Origin of the sequence: Novosphingobium kunmingense (assembly GCF_002813245.1) — a bacterium.
GTDB lineage: Bacteria > Pseudomonadota > Alphaproteobacteria > Sphingomonadales > Sphingomonadaceae > Novosphingobium > Novosphingobium kunmingense.
Map to the genome: position 1 here is coordinate 244014 of NZ_PHUF01000002.1, position 15368 is coordinate 259381.

Annotated in this window: 18 protein-coding genes; 13 read left to right on the forward strand and 5 right to left on the reverse strand. The window is 66.5% G+C overall.

Translation table 11 applies throughout. The features are described from left to right. Window positions 1-19 precede the first annotated feature (19 nt). Window positions 20-2185 (reverse strand): primosomal protein N', encoded by a 2166-nt coding sequence (locus B0I00_RS01195; RefSeq protein ID WP_100865542.1) that lies wholly within the window; start codon window positions 2183-2185, stop codon window positions 20-22. Between the two features lie 85 nt (window positions 2186-2270). Between B0I00_RS01195 and B0I00_RS01200 the strand changes: the two genes are divergently transcribed. The 7 genes from B0I00_RS01200 to B0I00_RS01230 all read left to right on the forward strand — a co-directional run bounded on the left by B0I00_RS01200 (window position 2271) and on the right by B0I00_RS01230 (window position 9145). After that, entirely contained in the window at window positions 2271-2951 is a 681-nt protein-coding gene (locus tag B0I00_RS01200; protein ID WP_232730064.1) for a DUF4197 domain-containing protein, read from the forward strand. Window positions 2952-3047: 96 nt separating this feature from the next. Then, window positions 3048-3698, forward strand: coding sequence for a fructose-6-phosphate aldolase (gene fsa / locus B0I00_RS01205; protein WP_100865543.1), 651 nt, complete (start codon window positions 3048-3050; stop codon window positions 3696-3698). A gap of 11 nt (window positions 3699-3709) precedes the next feature. Further along, complete coding sequence (cobT, locus tag B0I00_RS01210; protein ID WP_100865544.1) at window positions 3710-5524, forward strand: cobaltochelatase subunit CobT; 1815 nt, start codon at window positions 3710-3712, stop codon at window positions 5522-5524. 38 nt (window positions 5525-5562) lie between these two features. Further along, window positions 5563-6246, forward strand: coding sequence for a nitroreductase (locus B0I00_RS01215; protein WP_100865545.1), 684 nt, complete (start codon window positions 5563-5565; stop codon window positions 6244-6246). Between the two features lie 33 nt (window positions 6247-6279). Then, window positions 6280-7755, forward strand: coding sequence for a cysteine--tRNA ligase (gene cysS, locus B0I00_RS01220; RefSeq protein WP_100865546.1), 1476 nt, complete (start codon window positions 6280-6282; stop codon window positions 7753-7755). Next, window positions 7752-8210, forward strand: coding sequence for an RES family NAD+ phosphorylase (locus B0I00_RS01225; protein WP_100865547.1), 459 nt, complete (start codon window positions 7752-7754; stop codon window positions 8208-8210). Before cysS ends, B0I00_RS01225 begins: the two co-directional genes overlap by 4 nt. Beyond that, on the forward strand, window positions 8207-9145 hold the full coding sequence (locus B0I00_RS01230) for a D-2-hydroxyacid dehydrogenase (protein WP_100865548.1): 939 nt from the start codon (window positions 8207-8209) through the stop codon (window positions 9143-9145). Before B0I00_RS01225 ends, B0I00_RS01230 begins: the two co-directional genes overlap by 4 nt. Here the strand turns inward: B0I00_RS01230 and B0I00_RS01235 are convergent. Both B0I00_RS01235 and B0I00_RS01240 read right to left on the reverse strand, forming a co-directional pair. Then, the gene (locus tag B0I00_RS01235; protein WP_232730065.1) at window positions 9142-9513 is read right to left on the reverse strand and encodes a hypothetical protein; all 372 of its coding nucleotides are present in this window, start codon (window positions 9511-9513) and stop codon (window positions 9142-9144) included. The genes B0I00_RS01230 and B0I00_RS01235 overlap by 4 nt on opposite strands. Next, window positions 9503-9691, reverse strand: a complete 189-nt coding sequence (locus tag B0I00_RS01240) for a hypothetical protein (RefSeq protein WP_100865549.1) — start codon at window positions 9689-9691, stop codon at window positions 9503-9505. Before B0I00_RS01240 ends, B0I00_RS01235 begins: the two co-directional genes overlap by 11 nt. A 104-nt stretch (window positions 9692-9795) precedes the next feature. On the opposite strand from B0I00_RS01240, the gene B0I00_RS01245 reads away from it, so the two are divergent. Beyond that, a complete protein-coding gene (locus B0I00_RS01245; protein WP_100865550.1) occupies window positions 9796-10446 on the forward strand; it encodes a S24 family peptidase in 651 nt (216 codons plus the stop codon). Here B0I00_RS01245 and B0I00_RS01250 read toward each other — a convergent pair. After that, window positions 10443-11165 (reverse strand): hypothetical protein, encoded by a 723-nt coding sequence (locus B0I00_RS01250; RefSeq protein WP_157812445.1) that lies wholly within the window; start codon window positions 11163-11165, stop codon window positions 10443-10445. The genes B0I00_RS01245 and B0I00_RS01250 overlap by 4 nt on opposite strands. Window positions 11166-11253: 88 nt before the next feature. Between B0I00_RS01250 and B0I00_RS01255 the strand changes: the two genes are divergently transcribed. Both B0I00_RS01255 and B0I00_RS01260 read left to right on the forward strand, forming a co-directional pair. Beyond that, a complete protein-coding gene (locus tag B0I00_RS01255; protein WP_100865552.1) occupies window positions 11254-11874 on the forward strand; it encodes a YdeI/OmpD-associated family protein in 621 nt (206 codons plus the stop codon). A gap of 47 nt (window positions 11875-11921) precedes the next feature. Beyond that, window positions 11922-12587, forward strand: a complete 666-nt coding sequence (locus B0I00_RS01260) for an MBL fold metallo-hydrolase (protein ID WP_100865553.1) — start codon at window positions 11922-11924, stop codon at window positions 12585-12587. On the opposite strand, the gene B0I00_RS01265 is transcribed toward B0I00_RS01260, so the two are convergent. After that, the gene (locus B0I00_RS01265; RefSeq protein ID WP_100865554.1) at window positions 12584-12976 is read right to left on the reverse strand and encodes an MAPEG family protein; all 393 of its coding nucleotides are present in this window, start codon (window positions 12974-12976) and stop codon (window positions 12584-12586) included. The two genes, B0I00_RS01260 and B0I00_RS01265, sit on opposite strands and share 4 nt — an antisense overlap. A 159-nt stretch (window positions 12977-13135) precedes the next feature. Here B0I00_RS01265 and rpmF point away from each other — a divergent pair, with 159 nt between their 5' ends. Genes rpmF through B0I00_RS01280 form a run of 3 tightly spaced genes read left to right on the forward strand, consistent with a single transcriptional unit; the run spans window position 13136 to window position 15361 of the window. After that, the gene (gene rpmF / locus B0I00_RS01270) at window positions 13136-13315 is read left to right on the forward strand and encodes a 50S ribosomal protein L32 (RefSeq protein ID WP_100865555.1); all 180 of its coding nucleotides are present in this window, start codon (window positions 13136-13138) and stop codon (window positions 13313-13315) included. 25 nt (window positions 13316-13340) lie between these two features. Beyond that, window positions 13341-14396, forward strand: coding sequence for a phosphate acyltransferase PlsX (plsX, locus tag B0I00_RS01275; RefSeq protein ID WP_100865556.1), 1056 nt, complete (start codon window positions 13341-13343; stop codon window positions 14394-14396). After that, entirely contained in the window at window positions 14393-15361 is a 969-nt protein-coding gene (locus tag B0I00_RS01280; protein WP_100865557.1) for a beta-ketoacyl-ACP synthase III, read from the forward strand. Before plsX ends, B0I00_RS01280 begins: the two co-directional genes overlap by 4 nt. Window positions 15362-15368: the final 7 nt, after the last annotated feature.

Below are 15368 nucleotides of genomic sequence, written 5' to 3' on the forward strand. Positions count from 1 at the left end.
AGCAACGCGCCTTGGCGTTTCAGACGAAGCTATAGGGATCGATGTCGATCGCGACGCGCACGCCGGGGGGGAAGGTCAGCGCGCCCAGCCAATCGCGGATGACGTCCTGGACCTGCGCGCTGCGCCGCGCGTTGATCAGCAGACGGTAGCGGTATCGGCCGCGCAGCAGGGCCATCGGCGCCGGCGCAGGGCCAAGCACCATGACGTCGGGCAGATCGGGGCGTGCGCCGCCGATGGCGCGCGCCGCCTCGCGTGCCTCGGCCTCGTCCTCGCTCGACACGATGATCGCAGCCCAGCGGCCGAAGGGCGGAGCGCCTGCTTCGCGCCGGGCCTCGGCCTCGGCTTCGTAAAAGGCGTCGCGGTCGCCGGCGGCCAACGCGGCGATCACCGCGGCTTCGGGGTGGCGGGTCTGGATCAGCACCTCGCCGGGCTTTTCGCCGCGGCCGGCGCGGCCCGCGACCTGGGCGATCTGCTGGTAGGTGCGTTCGCCCGCGCGCAGGTCTCCGCCTTCGAGGCCAAGGTCGGCGTCGACTACGCCGACCAGCGTCAGTTCGGGAAAGTGATAGCCCTTGGTGACCAGTTGCGTGCCGACGATCACGTCGATTGCCTTGCCTTCGGCCGCCGCGACGAAAGCGCCGATCTTGTCCGGGCTGTTGAGAGTATCGGAGGTGACCACCGCGATCCGCGCGCCGGGCAGCACCTCGGCCACTTCGTCGGCGATCCGCTCCACGCCGGGGCCGCAGGCAACAAGACAATCGGGGGTGTGACATTCGGGACATTCGGCCGGCACCGGCACCTCGTGCCCGCAATGGTGGCAAGCGAGCCGCCGCGACAGGCGGTGCTCGACCAGCCAGGCGCTGCAATTGGGGCACTGGAAGCGATAGCCGCAGTGTCGGCACAGCGTGAGCGGGGCATAGCCGCGGCGGTTGAGGAACAGCAACGACTGTTCGCCCCGGGCCAGTCGATCCTTCAGTTCGGCAACCAGCCGCGGGGCCAGCCAGTGCCCGCGCTCGGGCGCCTCGACCCGCAGGTCCACCACTTCGATCGCGGGAAGTTCCGCCCCGCCGAAGCGCGCAGGCAGGTCGACCTTCTCATAGACGCCCGCTTCGGCCAGTTGCAGCGATTCGAGCGCGGGGGTGGCGCTGGCGAGGATCACCGGAATGCGCTCGAACTTGGCGCGGATCACGGCGACGTCGCGGGCGTTGTAACGCACCCCGTCATCCTGTTTGAACGACACCTCGTGCGCCTCGTCGACCACGATCAGGCCGAGCCTGGCAAAGGGCATGAACAGCGCCGATCGCGCCCCGACCACCACCTGGGCGTCACCGTGGACGATGGCCCGCCAGGCACGGCGGCGCTCGCTTTGCTTGAGGCTCGAATGCCATAGCACAGGCGGGACGCCGAAACGCGCTTCGAAGCGGCGCAGGAAGTTCTGGGTCAGCGCGATTTCGGGCAGCAGGACCAGCACCTGCCGACCCAGCCGGATCGCTTCGGCGACGGCCTCGAAATAGCACTCGGTCTTGCCCGACCCGGTCACCCCGTCGAGCAAGAAGGGTGCGAACGCCTGGTCCGCGACGGCAGCGACGAAACGGTCGGCCGCGGCCTGCTGGTCGGGGGAGAGGTCGGGAGCAGCGTGGAGCGGGTTGGCGCGCGCATAGGGCCGGTCGAGGTCGACCGTCACCGGTTCGAGCAGTCCCGCCGCGACCATGCCGCGCAGCACGCCCTCCGATACGCTGGCAAGGTCTGCCAGTTCGCGAATGCTCGCCTGTTCGCCGTGGAGCGCATCGAGGGCGGCGGCGCGCTGCGGGGTCAGGCGTTTGGGCTCAAGGCCGGTCAGCCGGTATTCGGTTGCCGTTCCGCCGCCGCGCAGCGCCGCCATCGATCCCAGCGCCATGCGTGCCACCGCGTTCATCGGCGCGCAGTAATAGTCGGCCGTCCATTCGATCAGCCGGCGCAGGGCCGCAGGAAAGGGCGGCACCGGCAGGACCTCGAGGATCGGCCGCAGCCTGGCTTCGGGAACCTCGGCTCCGGCAAGGCGTTCCGGTTCCCAGACAATTCCGAGCACCTGGCGCGGACCGAGCGGCGCGATCACGACCGAGCCGGCTTCGGCCGCGACACCATCGGGCAGCCGATAGTCAAGGACGTTGAGCACGGGATTGAAGACAAGGAGTCTGACGCGGGTCATGGCTCGCGCCTCTATGCCGGAGGTGGCGTGGCGGCGTCACCCCCGCAGGCGGGTATCTTTCGGTGAAAAGGGAATGGTGAGGATCATGCAGACGACAACACGGACATCGATCGGTCGGCGCGGCTTTCTGGTCGGCGCGGGGGCTACCGGCGTTGCGGCGCTGAGCGGCTGCACCACGTTCGGCGGATTTTCCATGACCGAGGCGATCAAGCGGCTCTTGACCCTTTCGGCGCAGAACGCCTTTTCCCGGCTGACCGCGCCGGGCGGGTTCTGGGACAGCGAGGTCGCCCGCTTCGACCTTCCCGAACTGTTCCGCGGTGGGAGCACGCTGCAAAGCCTGCTGACCTCGACCCTGTTCCGCAATCAGTTGCAGCGCCAGCTCAACATCGTTGCCGAAAAAGGCGCCGAACGCGCTGCGCCGCTGGTGCTGGATACGGTCCGCAACATCTCGATTCCCGATGCCGTCGGCCTGCTCCGCGGCGGTCCGACCGCGGCGACAAGCTGGCTGCGAGGGCAAATGGGAACGGCGCTGATCAACGCGATGGTTCCAGGCCTTTCGGACGCGGTGCGCCTCAGCGGCGACCAGACGCTCAATCGCGCGATCACCGCCCTGTCGGGGATCGACATCGGCTCGGTCGCGCAGGCGGTCGCCAGCCGCGCCGACAATTCGATCTGGTCCCAGATCGGGGTCGAGGAGAGCGCCATCCGTTCCAACCCGCAAAGCACCAACGATGCTTTGCTGATCGCCGCGCTCAAGATTCTCTGATCCGCGGCAGGGGCAAAAAACGACGGGCGCGGGGCTTTGTCCCGCGCCCGTTTGCTGTCTATAGCGACCCAGACTCGCTATCAGGAGCGCCTTGCCGTGAAATTCTTCGCCGACACCGCCGAAATCGCCGACATCAAGGAACTGGCCGCCACCGGCCTGCTTGACGGCGTTACCACCAATCCCAGCCTGATCATGAAGTCGGGCCGCGATTTCATCGAGGTGACCAAGGAAATCTGCGGGATCGTCGATGGCCCGGTCAGCGCCGAAGTGGTCGCGCTGGACCACGATGGGATGATGAAAGAGGCCGAAAAGCTGCGCAAGATCGCCGACAACGTCTGCATCAAGGTGCCGTTGACGATCGACGGGCTCAAGACCTGCAAGGCGCTGACCAGCGACGGCACGATGGTCAACGTCACGCTGTGCTTCTCGGCCAACCAGGCGCTGCTGGCGGCCAAGGCCGGGGCGACCTTCGTCTCGCCCTTCGTCGGCCGCCACGACGACAACGGCTTCGACGGGATGGAACTGATCAGCGACATCCGCCTGATCTTCGACAACTACGATTTCGGCACCGAGATCCTCGTAGCCTCGGTCCGTCACGGGATCCACGTGCTCCAAGCCGCCAAGATCGGCGCCGACGTGATGACCGCGCCGCCCGCCGTGATCCGCGGACTGGTCAAGCACGTCCTGACCGACAAGGGCATCGAAGGCTTCCTGGCCGATTGGGCCAAGACCGGGCAAACGATCTGACCTAGCCGCCGATGTCCGACGAATCGCCTCTCGACCGCTTCAAGACCGTGCTGGCGGGCACCGCCCGGGCGGTGGCGCACGAACCCGAGGTCGAGATCGCGTGGACCGCGGATAATCCGGTGTCGAACGGCAAGAACCTGCGCGTGCCGATGCCAGGGCGCAACCTGCCGCGCGACCAGGCGATGGAGGCGCGAGGCTTTGCCGACAGCTTCGCGCTCAAGCTGCGCCACCACGACGAAGGGCTGCACGGCCGCAACGCCCCGTCCGAGCCGACCGCGCGCGCCGCCTTCGACGCGGTCGAACTGGTTCGGTACGAGGCGCTGGGCGCCAACGCCTATGCCGGGATGCGCGGCAACCTCGATGCGGCGCAACTGGTGCGCACCGCCGGCGATCCGATCGTCCGGGCCAGCTGCTCCGACGAAGTACCCTTGCCCGCTGCCCTCGCGCTGATGCTGCGCGAACGCCTGACCGGGCAGGCCGTACCCGAGGCCGCGCAGGGCGGCGTTGCCCTCGTCCGCAAGTGGATCGAGGACAAGGCGGGCGCCGATTTCGAGGCCCTGGCCGGCAAGCTGGACGATCAGGAAGCGTTCCAGAAACTCTCGCTCGACATGCTGCAGCACCTCGAACTGACGCGGGCCGACCAGCTCGATCCCGACAGCGAGGAGGGCGAGGACGACGAGGCCGAGGACGACGGCGAGGAAAAGCCCGACGATAGCGAGGGGGCGGACGATCAGAGCCCCGCCGAAGCCGCCGCCGAACCGACCGAGGGTGACGACGACGGCGACAGCGAAAGCGAACGCCAGGCCGAGGACGACAGCGCCGAGGCCGAAGAGGGCGACGAGGGCGAGGAGGGCATGTTGCCGGTCCGGCCCAACCGTCCCTGGACCGAAGTCCCTGCCAACTTCGATTACAAGGCCTTCACCCAGGCCTTCGACGAGGTCGTGGCCGCGTCCGAACTGTGCGACGAAGAGGAGCTGACCCGACTGCGCGCCTACCTCGACGCGCAGCTGAAGGGCCTGCAGGGAGTGGTGACCAAGCTCGCCAACCGGTTGCAGCGGCGGCTGATGGCGCAGCAGAACCGGTCGTGGGATTTCGACCAGGAGGAGGGCCTGCTCGACGCCGCGCGGCTGGCCCGCGTGGTGATCAGCCCCGGCCAGTCGCTGTCCTACAAGGTCGAACGCGACGTCGAGTTCAAGGACACCGTCGTCACCCTGCTGATCGACAATTCGGGGTCGATGCGCGGGCGGCCGATCTCGATCGCGGCAATCAGCGCCGACGTCATGGCCCGCACGCTCGAACGCTGCGGGGTCAAGACCGAGATCCTCGGCTTCACCACCCGGGCGTGGAAGGGCGGGCAAAGCCGCGAGGCCTGGCTGGCCGGCGGCAAGCCGCCGCAGCCCGGACGACTCAACGATTTGCGGCACATCGTCTACAAGAAGGCGGACGAGCCCTATCGCCATGCCCGTAAGAGCCTCGGCCTGATGATGCGCGAAGGCCTCCTCAAGGAAAACATCGACGGCGAGGCGCTGCTCTGGGCCCACGCCCGGATGCTCGCCCGGCCAGAGAATCGCCGCATCCTGATGGTCATTTCGGATGGTGCGCCGGTCGACGATTCGACCCTGAGCGTGAACAACGCCGGCTACCTCGAACTGCACCTGCGCCGCGTCATCGACTGGATCGAGAAGCAGTCGCCGGTCCAGCTTGTCGCGATCGGCATCGGCCACGACGTCACCCGCTATTATCGCCGCGCAGTGACGATCATGGACGTCGAACAGCTCGCGGGCACGATGATCGAGCAGTTGGTCGGATTGTTCGAGGACGATTGAGCTTGACCGACCGGTTTAATCGAACGATTAACCCGCGCATGAGCCAAGCGAAGACCGTTTCCGAAGCTGTCGCCACCCGCCGCACCGTGCGCGCCTTTCTTGACCAGCCGGTGGACCAGGCTGTGCTGCGGCGCGTGCTCGACAAGGCCCAGAACGCGCCGTCCGGGGGCAACACCCAGCCGTGGCACGCCACGGTCCTGACCGGAGCGCCGCTGGAGCGCCTGCTGGCCGACGTGGCCGCCGTGCTTCCTGAAGGATCGGCACGGCACAAGCCGGAATACAACATCTACCCACCCGAACTGGACGGCGCCTATGCCGACCGACGCCGCGGCGTGGGCGAGGCGATGTATGCCGCGCTCGAAATCCCGCGCGACAACAAGGCGGGCCGGCTCATGTGGTTCGCCAACAATTTCAGGGCCTTCGGGGCGCCGGTGCTGATGCTGATCCACACCCCGCGCTACATGGGGCCGCCGCAGTGGTCTGATATCGGCATGTGGCTGCAGACAGTCATGCTGCTGCTGCGCGAAGAGGGGCTCGATTCGTGCCCGCAGGAAGCCTGGGCAATCTATCAGGAACAGATCCGCGGAGCGGTGGATATTCCTGACGACCATATCTTCTTCTGCGGCCTCGGCGTGGGCTGGCGTGATCCGGACGCTGCGGTCAACTCCTTCCTGGTGCCGCGCGCTCCGCTGGACGAGGCGGTGCGCTGGGAAGGGTTCTAGTCAAACCCTGCCCGACCACTTATGGCCCCGGCCATGACCGACACCCCGCTCAAGCTGTTCAACAGCCTGACCCGCCAGCTTGAAACGTTTAGCCCCGTCCATCCGGGCGAAGCACGAGTCTATACCTGCGGGCCGACGGTCTACAATTACCCGCACATCGGCAACATGCGGGCTTACGTCTTTGCCGACGTCCTGGGCCGCACGCTGAGCTTCAAGGGCTACAAGCTGACCCACGTCATCAACATCACCGACGTCGGCCACTTGACCGACGACGCCGACGCTGGCGAGGACAAGATGGAGAAGATGGCGGCGGCCAAGGCCCAGTCGATCTGGGACATCGCCAGGCACTACACCGAGGCTTACTGGGCCGACATCAAGGCGCTCAACATCCGCCAGCCGGCGCAGTGGACCGTGGCGACGGACTTTATCGACCAGATGGTCGGGTTCGCGAAGGGTATCGCCGCCAAGCACTGCTACGAACTGGACAGCGGGCTCTACTTCGATGTCTCCACCGTTGCCGACTACGGTCGCCTGGCGCGCGCCCAGACCGACGAGGGAGAGGGCCGGATCGAGGCGGTCGAGGGCAAGCGCAACGCCGCCGACTTCGCGATCTGGCGCAGGACCCCGCCGGGTGAGACGCGGCAGATGGAATGGGACAGCCCGTGGGGGCGCGGCGCGCCGGGTTGGCATCTCGAATGTTCGGTGATGAGCGGGGCGGTCCTTGGCTTTCCATTCGATATCCACACCGGCGGGATCGACCACCGCGAGATCCACCACCCCAATGAGATCGCCCAAAATCAGGCGCATTGCTGCACAAATGGCCTCGACGTCGCCGCCAATTCCGGCGCCAACGTGTGGATGCACAACAACTTCCTGGTGGAACGCAGCGGCAAGATGAGCAAGTCGTCGGGCGAGTTCCTGCGGCTGCAGCTGCTGATCGACCGGGGCTATCACCCGCTCGCCTACCGGATGCTTTGCCTTCAGGCGCATTACCGCAGCGAACTGGAGTTTTCGTGGGAGGGGCTCGGCGCGGCGCTGACCCGGCTGAAGCGCACGCACATGGCCTTTCGCAAGCACGCCGACCGGTTGGCCGATCCGCGCCAGACGCCCGGCGACAGCTGGGAATACGAGCGCGTCACGCGGGCGCTGATGGAGCGGTTCGACGCGGCGATCTCGGCCGACCTCAACACGGCCGAGGCGCTGACCGTGCTCGACGAACTGCTGGCGACCAAGGGGACGGCGCCAGAATGCATCGCCACCGCCGCCAGCCACATGGACGCGATCCTCGGCCTGGGGCTTGGCCGCATCGAGCGCGCCGACCTGCGCGTGCAACCGAAGTCGGCCACCATCACCGAATCTGAAATCGAATCCGCTCTCGCCGCGAGGAAAGAAGCCCGCGCGGCCAAGGACTTCGCGCGGTCCGACACGCTGCGCAACGACCTGTCCGCCAGGGGTGTCGAGGTGATGGACGGCGATCCGCTCGGCTATGACTGGAAGCTCGCCGAATGAAGCTCTGGCGCCTGACCCGCTTGCCCTTCGTGGCACTGGACGGGAAGGGCGCCGAACTGAGCGGCGCGCGCTATGCCCCGCCGGACCGCGCTGTGGTCAGCCTCGCCAGCGAGCCCGGCCTCGCCGTGCTGGTGGCGCTGCGCTATAATCTGCCCGACCTGTCCGCCGCACCTGAGGACCTGGTGCTCGGCTGGACCGAGGTTGCGGCCGAGCCCGAGCGCGTCGACCACGCCGACGAGGCGGACGTTGTGGCGCACATCGGCGAATGGCTGGGCCAGGCGCGCTCGCTGACCGCGGCGATTCCCTCGCGCGTGCTGCCCGAAGCCGACGTGATCTACTTGAACCCTCGTCATCGCGATGCAAGGCTGGTGGCACCACTGGTCACGCGGCCGTTCAGCTTCGCCGACTGCCTGCACCACCCGCCGATGCTCGACCGTTTCAGGAGCCTTCAATGACTGTCGCCGTTCTGTCCGCGATGACCCGCCCACTCGTCGAACCGCATCTGCCCGACTGGGTCGAGGCGCGCTGGTTCGCGACAACCGAGGAGCTGATGGACATGATCCCGGATGCAGAGATCGGCTGGTTCGATCTCTACAGCAAGGAGGCCATGGCCGAGGCGGCACGGCGGGGCGAACGGCTCAAATGGTTCAATTCGCTTTATGCCGGGCTCGATCACATGCCGCTCGATCTGATGGCGCAGCGTGGAGTCGTCGTCACCAACGGGGCCGGGATCAATGCGATCACCATCGCCGAATACGTTGTTATGGGGATGCTGACCGTGGCCAAGGGCTATCGCGACGTTGTCCGTGCGCAGGACCGGCACGAGTGGCTGCTCGATTCGCCGGGCAAGAGAGAGCTTTGCGGGTCCAAGGCGTTGCTGCTCGGTACCGGCGCGATCGGATCCCTGATCGCCGAGCGGCTGGCGCCGTTCGGGGTCACGGTGACCAAGGTGCGCCGGAGTCCGGCACCCGATGCGCTTGGGCCGGGCGAATGGCGCGCGCGGCTGGGCGAGTTCGACTGGGTGATCCTGGCCGTCCCCGCCACGCCCGAAACCGACGGGATGATCGGCGCGGCCGAGCTCGCGGCGATGAAGGGCGATGCCGTGCTGATCAACATCGCCCGCGGCACCGTGGTCGATCAGGACGCTTTGGTCGAAACCCTGCGCGCCGGGCGGATCCACGCCGCCTTCCTCGATGTGACCACCCCCGAACCGCTGCCGGCGGACCATCCGCTGTGGGACCTGCCCAACGCGCACGTTACCATGCACCTTTCCGGCCGCGCGCAGGACAAGATGATCCAGCGCTCGGCCGAGCGATTTCTGGCCAACCTGGCGCGATACGGGGCCGGCGAGCCGCTCGAGCCGCAAGTGAACCTGGCACTGGGATACTAGCCTTCGTCGAGCAGCAGAAGCTCGACCGTCACCTCCAGCCGCGGCTCTGGCAGGGCGGTGTGCACCACCGACCGGATCGCGGCGTCGGCGACAAGCTGGCGCGGAATCGCGAACTCGTGTTCGGGCAGGGCGTCGATGAAGCGCTCGCCCGTGTTGACGGCGTCACGACCCGTGAAGGTCATGCGCACGGTATGACGCGATCCGGAAAACGTGACGCTGGCCCAAGGGCGCTCGGCATGACTGACCAGCTCGGCCTGGCCGTTCCCCAGCGCAAGCAGTTCCGACAGCAGCGGCATCCACGCCCTTGACCGCATGGGTTGTGCGGCCAGGGACAGCATGGCCTGGCTGGCGTGGGGATCAAGCTGCATGGGTGGTCTCCCGATAAATGTTCATGAAATGTTCTACACGCTGTTCGGTCGCGGGGCGGGGGCTGCGACCGTTGCGCAGGTCCTGGACGAAACGCGGATCGTGCGCGGCAAGGCGCCCGAACTTCGTCCACGGCATTCCGGTTTCGCGCAGGAAGCGCTCGATCCGGGTAATCAGCATGCACTTGCCCCTTTTTCTGCTTGCGAATCAACGCAGGAAGTTTCCCCTTTGTTCGCGGTGAAATCCTACTTGTCTAGGAAAAATACATCACGTATGTGCATTTCATGGTTACCGCCGATTCACGCGCCCGCCTGCTCGAACTGGCCACCCTGCGCGGGGTGAGCTTGTCCAGCCTGTCTGAACTCATCGGGCGTAACTCTACGTATTTGCAGCAGTTTATCCGCAAGGGCAGCCCGCGCAAGCTGGAGGAGACGGATCGCCGCACCTTGGCGCGTTTCTTCGGCGTGGCCGAATCGGAACTCGGCGCGCCAGAGGAAAAATCCGTGCAAGCCGCAGGAAGCGTGCGGCGCGGCGATTGGGTCGATGTCCCTCGCCTCGCTCTGGGTGCCTCGGCCGGGCCGGGGGCCCTCGCAGGCGAGGAAGCGGCGATCGGCACCTTCCGCTTCGCCAGCCGCTGGCTGCGCGAGCAGGGCCTAGATCCGGCGCAGTTGTCGGCCATCCGGGTCGAAGGCGATTCGATGGAAGGCACCCTGCGCGACGGGGACGAGATCCTGGTCGATCGCACCCCGCGCCCGGTGCGCGATGGCATCCACGTGGTCCGCGCGGGCGATGCTCTTCTGGTCAAGCGGCTCGACACGGCGCAGCCCGGCAAGGTCGTGCTGGTCAGTGACAATCCCGCCTACCGCCCGATCGAGCTCACCCCCGACGAAGTCCAGGTGATCGGCCGGGTGGTGTGGAAAAGCGGGCGGCTTTAACCGAAGCCGTAGATCGCCGGGGCAATGCCGTTCCACCAGGCGCTTCCGGCAATGAACGGCTCCACCGTATGGAACGGTATCAACAGCAGGATCGACCACAACGTCACCGGATGGACGCGGCCAAGCACCTTGCGGTCGTGCCAGGCCAGCGCGAACAGCAGCGCATCGGCAACCAGGTTGGGCCCCATGTCGAGCCAGGGCGACGGCACAGCGGTCAGGAAGACGATTCGCGAAAACGCCGGTCCGAACAGATTGAGGGCGGCGACGAACATCAGCCGTCGGTGCCATTCGATCCGCCGCGTTGCTTCGTAAATTGCCCAGAAGAACAGAACGGCGAAGACCGCGATATCGACCAGATTATAGAGCGCAAACTCGAACGGCTGCCTGAAGCCTTGGCCCTGGCGGTCGAGGATCGCCGTCACCGCCTGCCACAGGCCCAGCGGCACCATGGCACCGGCCAGCGCCACCCCGGCAACGCCCAGTTCGCGATGGGCCTTGATGCGGCCGCGCCGGACCAGCTGCGTCTGCACGACGAGCAGCCCGATCCAGGCGAAGAAGGCGAGGCCATGAAGGTGCCGCAACAGGGTGAAAGACTTTCGGCCGGTCGCGAGCGGGATGAAATAGGTCACCGGAAAGCTGGCCACGACCAGCACGGCAATGACGATGGCGGTAACGGAGAAGAACCGGCTGCCCCTCTGCCGCGGTGTCGTATCGTTCATCCAGCCCCCCTTGGCGCGCGACCGCCACCCCGGACGCTACCAGCGACGAGGGGATTGGCAAGGCGGACGGCGGCGCTAGGCTGCGCCGATGATCACCGAGATCGAGGACTACTTCACCAGGGGCTGCGGGCGGTGCGAGCGGTTCGACACGCCCGATTGCTCGACACGCAAATGGCGCAAAGGCCTGGCGGACCTGCGCCGCATTTGTCGCGCCGCGGGACTGGAGGAGGCGGTGCGGTGGGGTCACCCGTGCTATCGCCATGCGGGCCGCAATGTTGCGTTGATCGGCGCGCTGCGCGGCGATTTCCGGTTAAACTTCTTCAACGCGGCGCTGCTGAAGGACCCTGACGGCGTTCTCGAAAAGCAGGGGCCGAACACCCAGCACCTCGATTCGATCCGCTTTACCGACAACGCCCAGCCTGCTGCGCTGAAAGACACCATCCTTGCCTACCTGGCCGAAGCGAAGGGCCATGCGGAAAAGGGAACCAAGCCGCCCAGGACCGAAGCCGAGATCGAGATGCCCGAGAAACTGCTCGATGCGCTCGATCGCGATGCGGCACTGGCCGAGGCCTTTGCTGCGCTGACCCCGGGCCGCCAGCGCAGCTATGCCATCACCATCGGCGGAGCCAAGGCGGTGAAGACGCGCCTCGCCCGGATTGCCAAATATCGCGACCATATCCTGGCCGGGAAGGGCGCGAACGAGCGATAGCAACGCCAAGCCTTGCCCAATTCCGCACCTGTCGCCACATTCGGGCCATGACAGAAAGACCCGAACCCCCGCTGCGCGTCGGTATCGTGCCCGTGACTCCGCTCGAACAGAACTGCTCGCTGATCTGGTGCACCCGGACGATGCGCGGCGCGCTGGTCGATCCAGGCGGCGATCTCGACAAGCTCAAGGCGGCGGTGGCCAAGGTCGGCGTGACGATCGAGAAGCTGCTGCTAACCCACGGCCATCTCGACCATTGCGGGCAGGCCGGCATCCTGGCGAAGGAGCTGGGGGTGCCGATCGAAGGGCCGCACGAGGACGACCGCTTCTGGATCGCGCAGCTGGGCGATGACGGCAAGCGCTGGGGCATGCACGCCGAGACCTTCGAACCCGACCGCTGGCTCAAGGACGGCGATACGGTGACCGTCGGCGATTCGAACCTGCAGGTGATCCATTGCCCAGGGCACACCCCGGGGCACGTCGTGTTCTACACGCCCGAAGGCCATCTGGCGATCGTCGGCGACGTGCTGTTTTCGGGCTCGATCGGGCGCACGGACTTTCCGCGCGGCAACCACGCCGATCTGATCGCCTCGATCACCCAGAAGCTGTGGCCGCTGGGCGACGACGTGACCTTCATTCCCGGACACGGGCCGACCAGCACCTTCGGCCGCGAACGGCAGGTCAACGCCTTCGTCAGCGACTATGCGTTGAGCTAGATCTTCCCGAGCACGATCAGTACGGCGGCGATCGACAGGCCGATCAGGGTCAGCATCGTGATGATGGTTCCGATCATCCGCCCCTTGGCCAGCGCCGTGCCGTCCATCCCGAGCCCGTGGGCGACCCGGCCAAGCATGAAGACCGCGCCAACCACAGCCAGCCACTGGCCGCCTTTGCCGGCCAGTTCGATCCCGGCGATCAGGAACAGCACCCAGGGGGTGTTTTCGGCGAAGTTGAGCTGCGCGCGCATCCGGCGTTCGAGCAGGTCGTGTCCGCCGGTGCCGATGCTGACCCCCGACTTCGAGCGCACCTGGCCGCAGCGCAGGGCAAGCCAGAAGTTGATCAGAGCCGCGGCGGCGGCAAGCGACAGCGTGGTAGGCAGCAGCATGGATTCGGTTCCCCCCTCAACAGGCCGGACAACCCGGGGCAGGCGGAGCTTGCAACGCGCGCCAAAATCGTTATAGGCGCGCCTTCGCAACCGCCGGTCCCCCCGGGTCCAGCGCGGTCTTGGTAATCGACTTAAGACAATTCAGGAACAGGTGCCGCAATGGCTGTCCCCAAAAGAAAAACCTCGCCCTCCCGCCGGGGCATGCGCCGCAGCCATGACGCGCTGAAGGTCGAAGCGTTCCACGAATGCCCCAACTGTGGTGAACTCAAGCGCCCGCACAACCTGTGCCAGGCCTGCGGTCACTACAACGGTCGCGAGATCGTTTCGGTCGGGCTCTAAGCCCTTTTAACCGGAGAATGCGCACATGACCCTGCCGCGTATCGCCGTCGATGCGATGGGCGGAGATGAAGGCGTGCGCGTGATGATCGAGGGCGCGGCGCTGGCACGGCGCCGCCACGATCGTTTCAAGTTCCTGCTGGTCGGCGATGAGGAGCGGATCAAGACCGCACTCGAAAACCATCCGAACCTGCGCGGGGCTTCCGAAATCCTCCACGCAACCGACGTGGTCAGCGGCGACGAAAAGCCGACCCAGGCGCTGCGCCGCGCCAAGACCACGTCGATGGGCCTGGCGATCAACGCGGTGAAGACCGGCGCAGCCGGCGCTGCCGTCAGCGCGGGCAACACCGGCGCGCTGATGGCGATGAGCAAGCTGGCGCTGCGCACCATGCCGGGGATCGACCGGCCGGCGCTTTCGGCGCTGCTTCCCACCCTTGGCGAAAATGACATGGTCATGCTCGACCTTGGCGCCAACACCGAATGCGATGCCCGCAACCTTGTGCAGTTCGCGATCATGGGCGCGGCCTATTCGCGCATCGTGACCGGGCGCGACGAACCACGCGTGCGCCTGCTCAACATCGGGACCGAAGAAACCAAGGGCACCGATGAACTGCAGATGGCGGCCGCGCAGCTCAAAGCCGCGGCCAAGGACCTTGCCATGTCGTTCGACGGCTTCGTCGAGGCGGACAAGATCAACCGCGGCGAAGTGGATGTCGTGGTGACCGACGGTTTTTCGGGCAACATCGCGCTGAAGGCGGTCGAGGGTACGGCGCGCTTCGTCGCCGACCTGCTGCGCCGCAGCTTCGCTTCGTCGCTGCGTTCGAAGTTCGGCTTCCTCGTCTCGCGCCCGGCGACCGAACTGCTCAAGCACCATCTCGATCCCAACAACCACAACGGCGCGGTTTTCCTCGGCCTCAATGGCGTGGTCGTGAAGAGCCACGGTTCGGCGAATGCCGTGGGCGTGGCCAACGCCGTTGCAGTCACCGCGCGGCTGCTCGAACACAATATAACCGAACGGATCGTGGCCGACCTCGAGCGGCTGGGCGGGAGCCACCTGCGACGGACGGCGAAGGCGGCCGAATGACCCGCCGGTCGGTTCTGATCGGCACGGGCTCAGCCCTGCCGCGCCGCGCTGTCGCCAACGCTGAAATGGCGGCCATGGTCGATACGAGCGACGAATGGATCGTCGAGCGCACCGGGATCCGCAACCGCTACATCTGCGGCGATGACGAGAACACCGGCAGCCTGGCGATAGCCGCCTCCAGGGCCGCGATCGAAGCGGCCGGGATCGAGGCGGGCAGTATCGACCTTATCGTGCTGGCCACGGCCACGCCGAATCAGACCTTTCCCGCCACCGCGACGATCGTGCAGGACGCGCTGGGTTGCAACGGTGGCATCGCCTTCGACGTCGCGGCGGTCTGTTCCGGCTTTCTTTACGCGGTCAGCGTCGCCGATTCGCTGCTGCAGACCGGCATGGCGCAGCGCGCGCTAGTGATCGGCGCGGAAACCTTCAGCCGGATTCTCGACTGGGAGGATCGAACGACCTGTGTCCTGTTCGGGGACGGTGCCGGGGCGATCGTGCTCGAGGCGCGGGATGTGGCCGAAGACGGGCCGGGCATTCTTGCCTGCCGCCTTCATGCCGACGGCGCGCACAACGAATTGCTCTATGTCGATGGCGGGGCGGGGACCACCGGTACGGTCGGTCACCTGCGCATGAAGGGCCGCGAAGTGTTCCGTCATGCCGTTGTCAATCTGGCCCAGGTTCTTGGCGAAGTGCTTGAAGATGTTGGTCTTTCGGCAGGTGATGTCGACTGGGTGGTGCCGCACCAGGCCAACCAGCGGATCCTCGACGCGACGGCCAGGAAGCTCGGATTGCCGCCTGAAAAGGTCGTCGTCACGGTCGATCGCCACGCCAACACCTCGGCCGCGTCGGTGCCCTTGGCGCTCGACACGGCGGTGCGCGACGGGCGCATCAAACCTGGTGATCTCGTCGTACTCGAGGCGATGGGCGGCGGATTCACTTGGGGGGCAAGTCTCATTCGGGTTTGAGGACGGC

Excerpts from the sequence above, each read along its gene's own strand:
- B0I00_RS01195 (WP_100865542.1), bottom strand. The coding sequence starts at position 2,185 with ATGACCCGCGTCAGACTCCTTGTCTTCAATCCCGTGCTCAACGTCCTT.
- B0I00_RS01200 (WP_232730064.1), top strand. The coding sequence starts at position 2,271 with ATGCAGACGACAACACGGACATCGATCGGTCGGCGCGGCTTTCTGGTC.
- cobT (WP_100865544.1), top strand. The coding sequence starts at position 3,710 with ATGTCCGACGAATCGCCTCTCGACCGCTTCAAGACCGTGCTGGCGGGC.
- B0I00_RS01215 (WP_100865545.1), top strand. The coding sequence starts at position 5,563 with ATGAGCCAAGCGAAGACCGTTTCCGAAGCTGTCGCCACCCGCCGCACC.
- cysS (WP_100865546.1), top strand. The coding sequence starts at position 6,280 with ATGACCGACACCCCGCTCAAGCTGTTCAACAGCCTGACCCGCCAGCTT.
- B0I00_RS01225 (WP_100865547.1), top strand. The coding sequence starts at position 7,752 with ATGAAGCTCTGGCGCCTGACCCGCTTGCCCTTCGTGGCACTGGACGGG.
- B0I00_RS01230 (WP_100865548.1), top strand. The coding sequence starts at position 8,207 with ATGACTGTCGCCGTTCTGTCCGCGATGACCCGCCCACTCGTCGAACCG.
- B0I00_RS01235 (WP_232730065.1), bottom strand. The coding sequence starts at position 9,513 with ATGCAGCTTGATCCCCACGCCAGCCAGGCCATGCTGTCCCTGGCCGCA.
- B0I00_RS01240 (WP_100865549.1), bottom strand. The coding sequence starts at position 9,691 with ATGCTGATTACCCGGATCGAGCGCTTCCTGCGCGAAACCGGAATGCCG.
- B0I00_RS01245 (WP_100865550.1), top strand. The coding sequence starts at position 9,796 with ATGGTTACCGCCGATTCACGCGCCCGCCTGCTCGAACTGGCCACCCTG.
- B0I00_RS01250 (WP_157812445.1), bottom strand. The coding sequence starts at position 11,165 with ATGAACGATACGACACCGCGGCAGAGGGGCAGCCGGTTCTTCTCCGTT.
- B0I00_RS01255 (WP_100865552.1), top strand. The coding sequence starts at position 11,254 with ATGATCACCGAGATCGAGGACTACTTCACCAGGGGCTGCGGGCGGTGC.
- B0I00_RS01260 (WP_100865553.1), top strand. The coding sequence starts at position 11,922 with ATGACAGAAAGACCCGAACCCCCGCTGCGCGTCGGTATCGTGCCCGTG.
- B0I00_RS01265 (WP_100865554.1), bottom strand. The coding sequence starts at position 12,976 with ATGCTGCTGCCTACCACGCTGTCGCTTGCCGCCGCCGCGGCTCTGATC.
- rpmF (WP_100865555.1), top strand. The coding sequence starts at position 13,136 with ATGGCTGTCCCCAAAAGAAAAACCTCGCCCTCCCGCCGGGGCATGCGC.
- plsX (WP_100865556.1), top strand. The coding sequence starts at position 13,341 with ATGACCCTGCCGCGTATCGCCGTCGATGCGATGGGCGGAGATGAAGGC.
- B0I00_RS01280 (WP_100865557.1), top strand. The coding sequence starts at position 14,393 with ATGACCCGCCGGTCGGTTCTGATCGGCACGGGCTCAGCCCTGCCGCGC.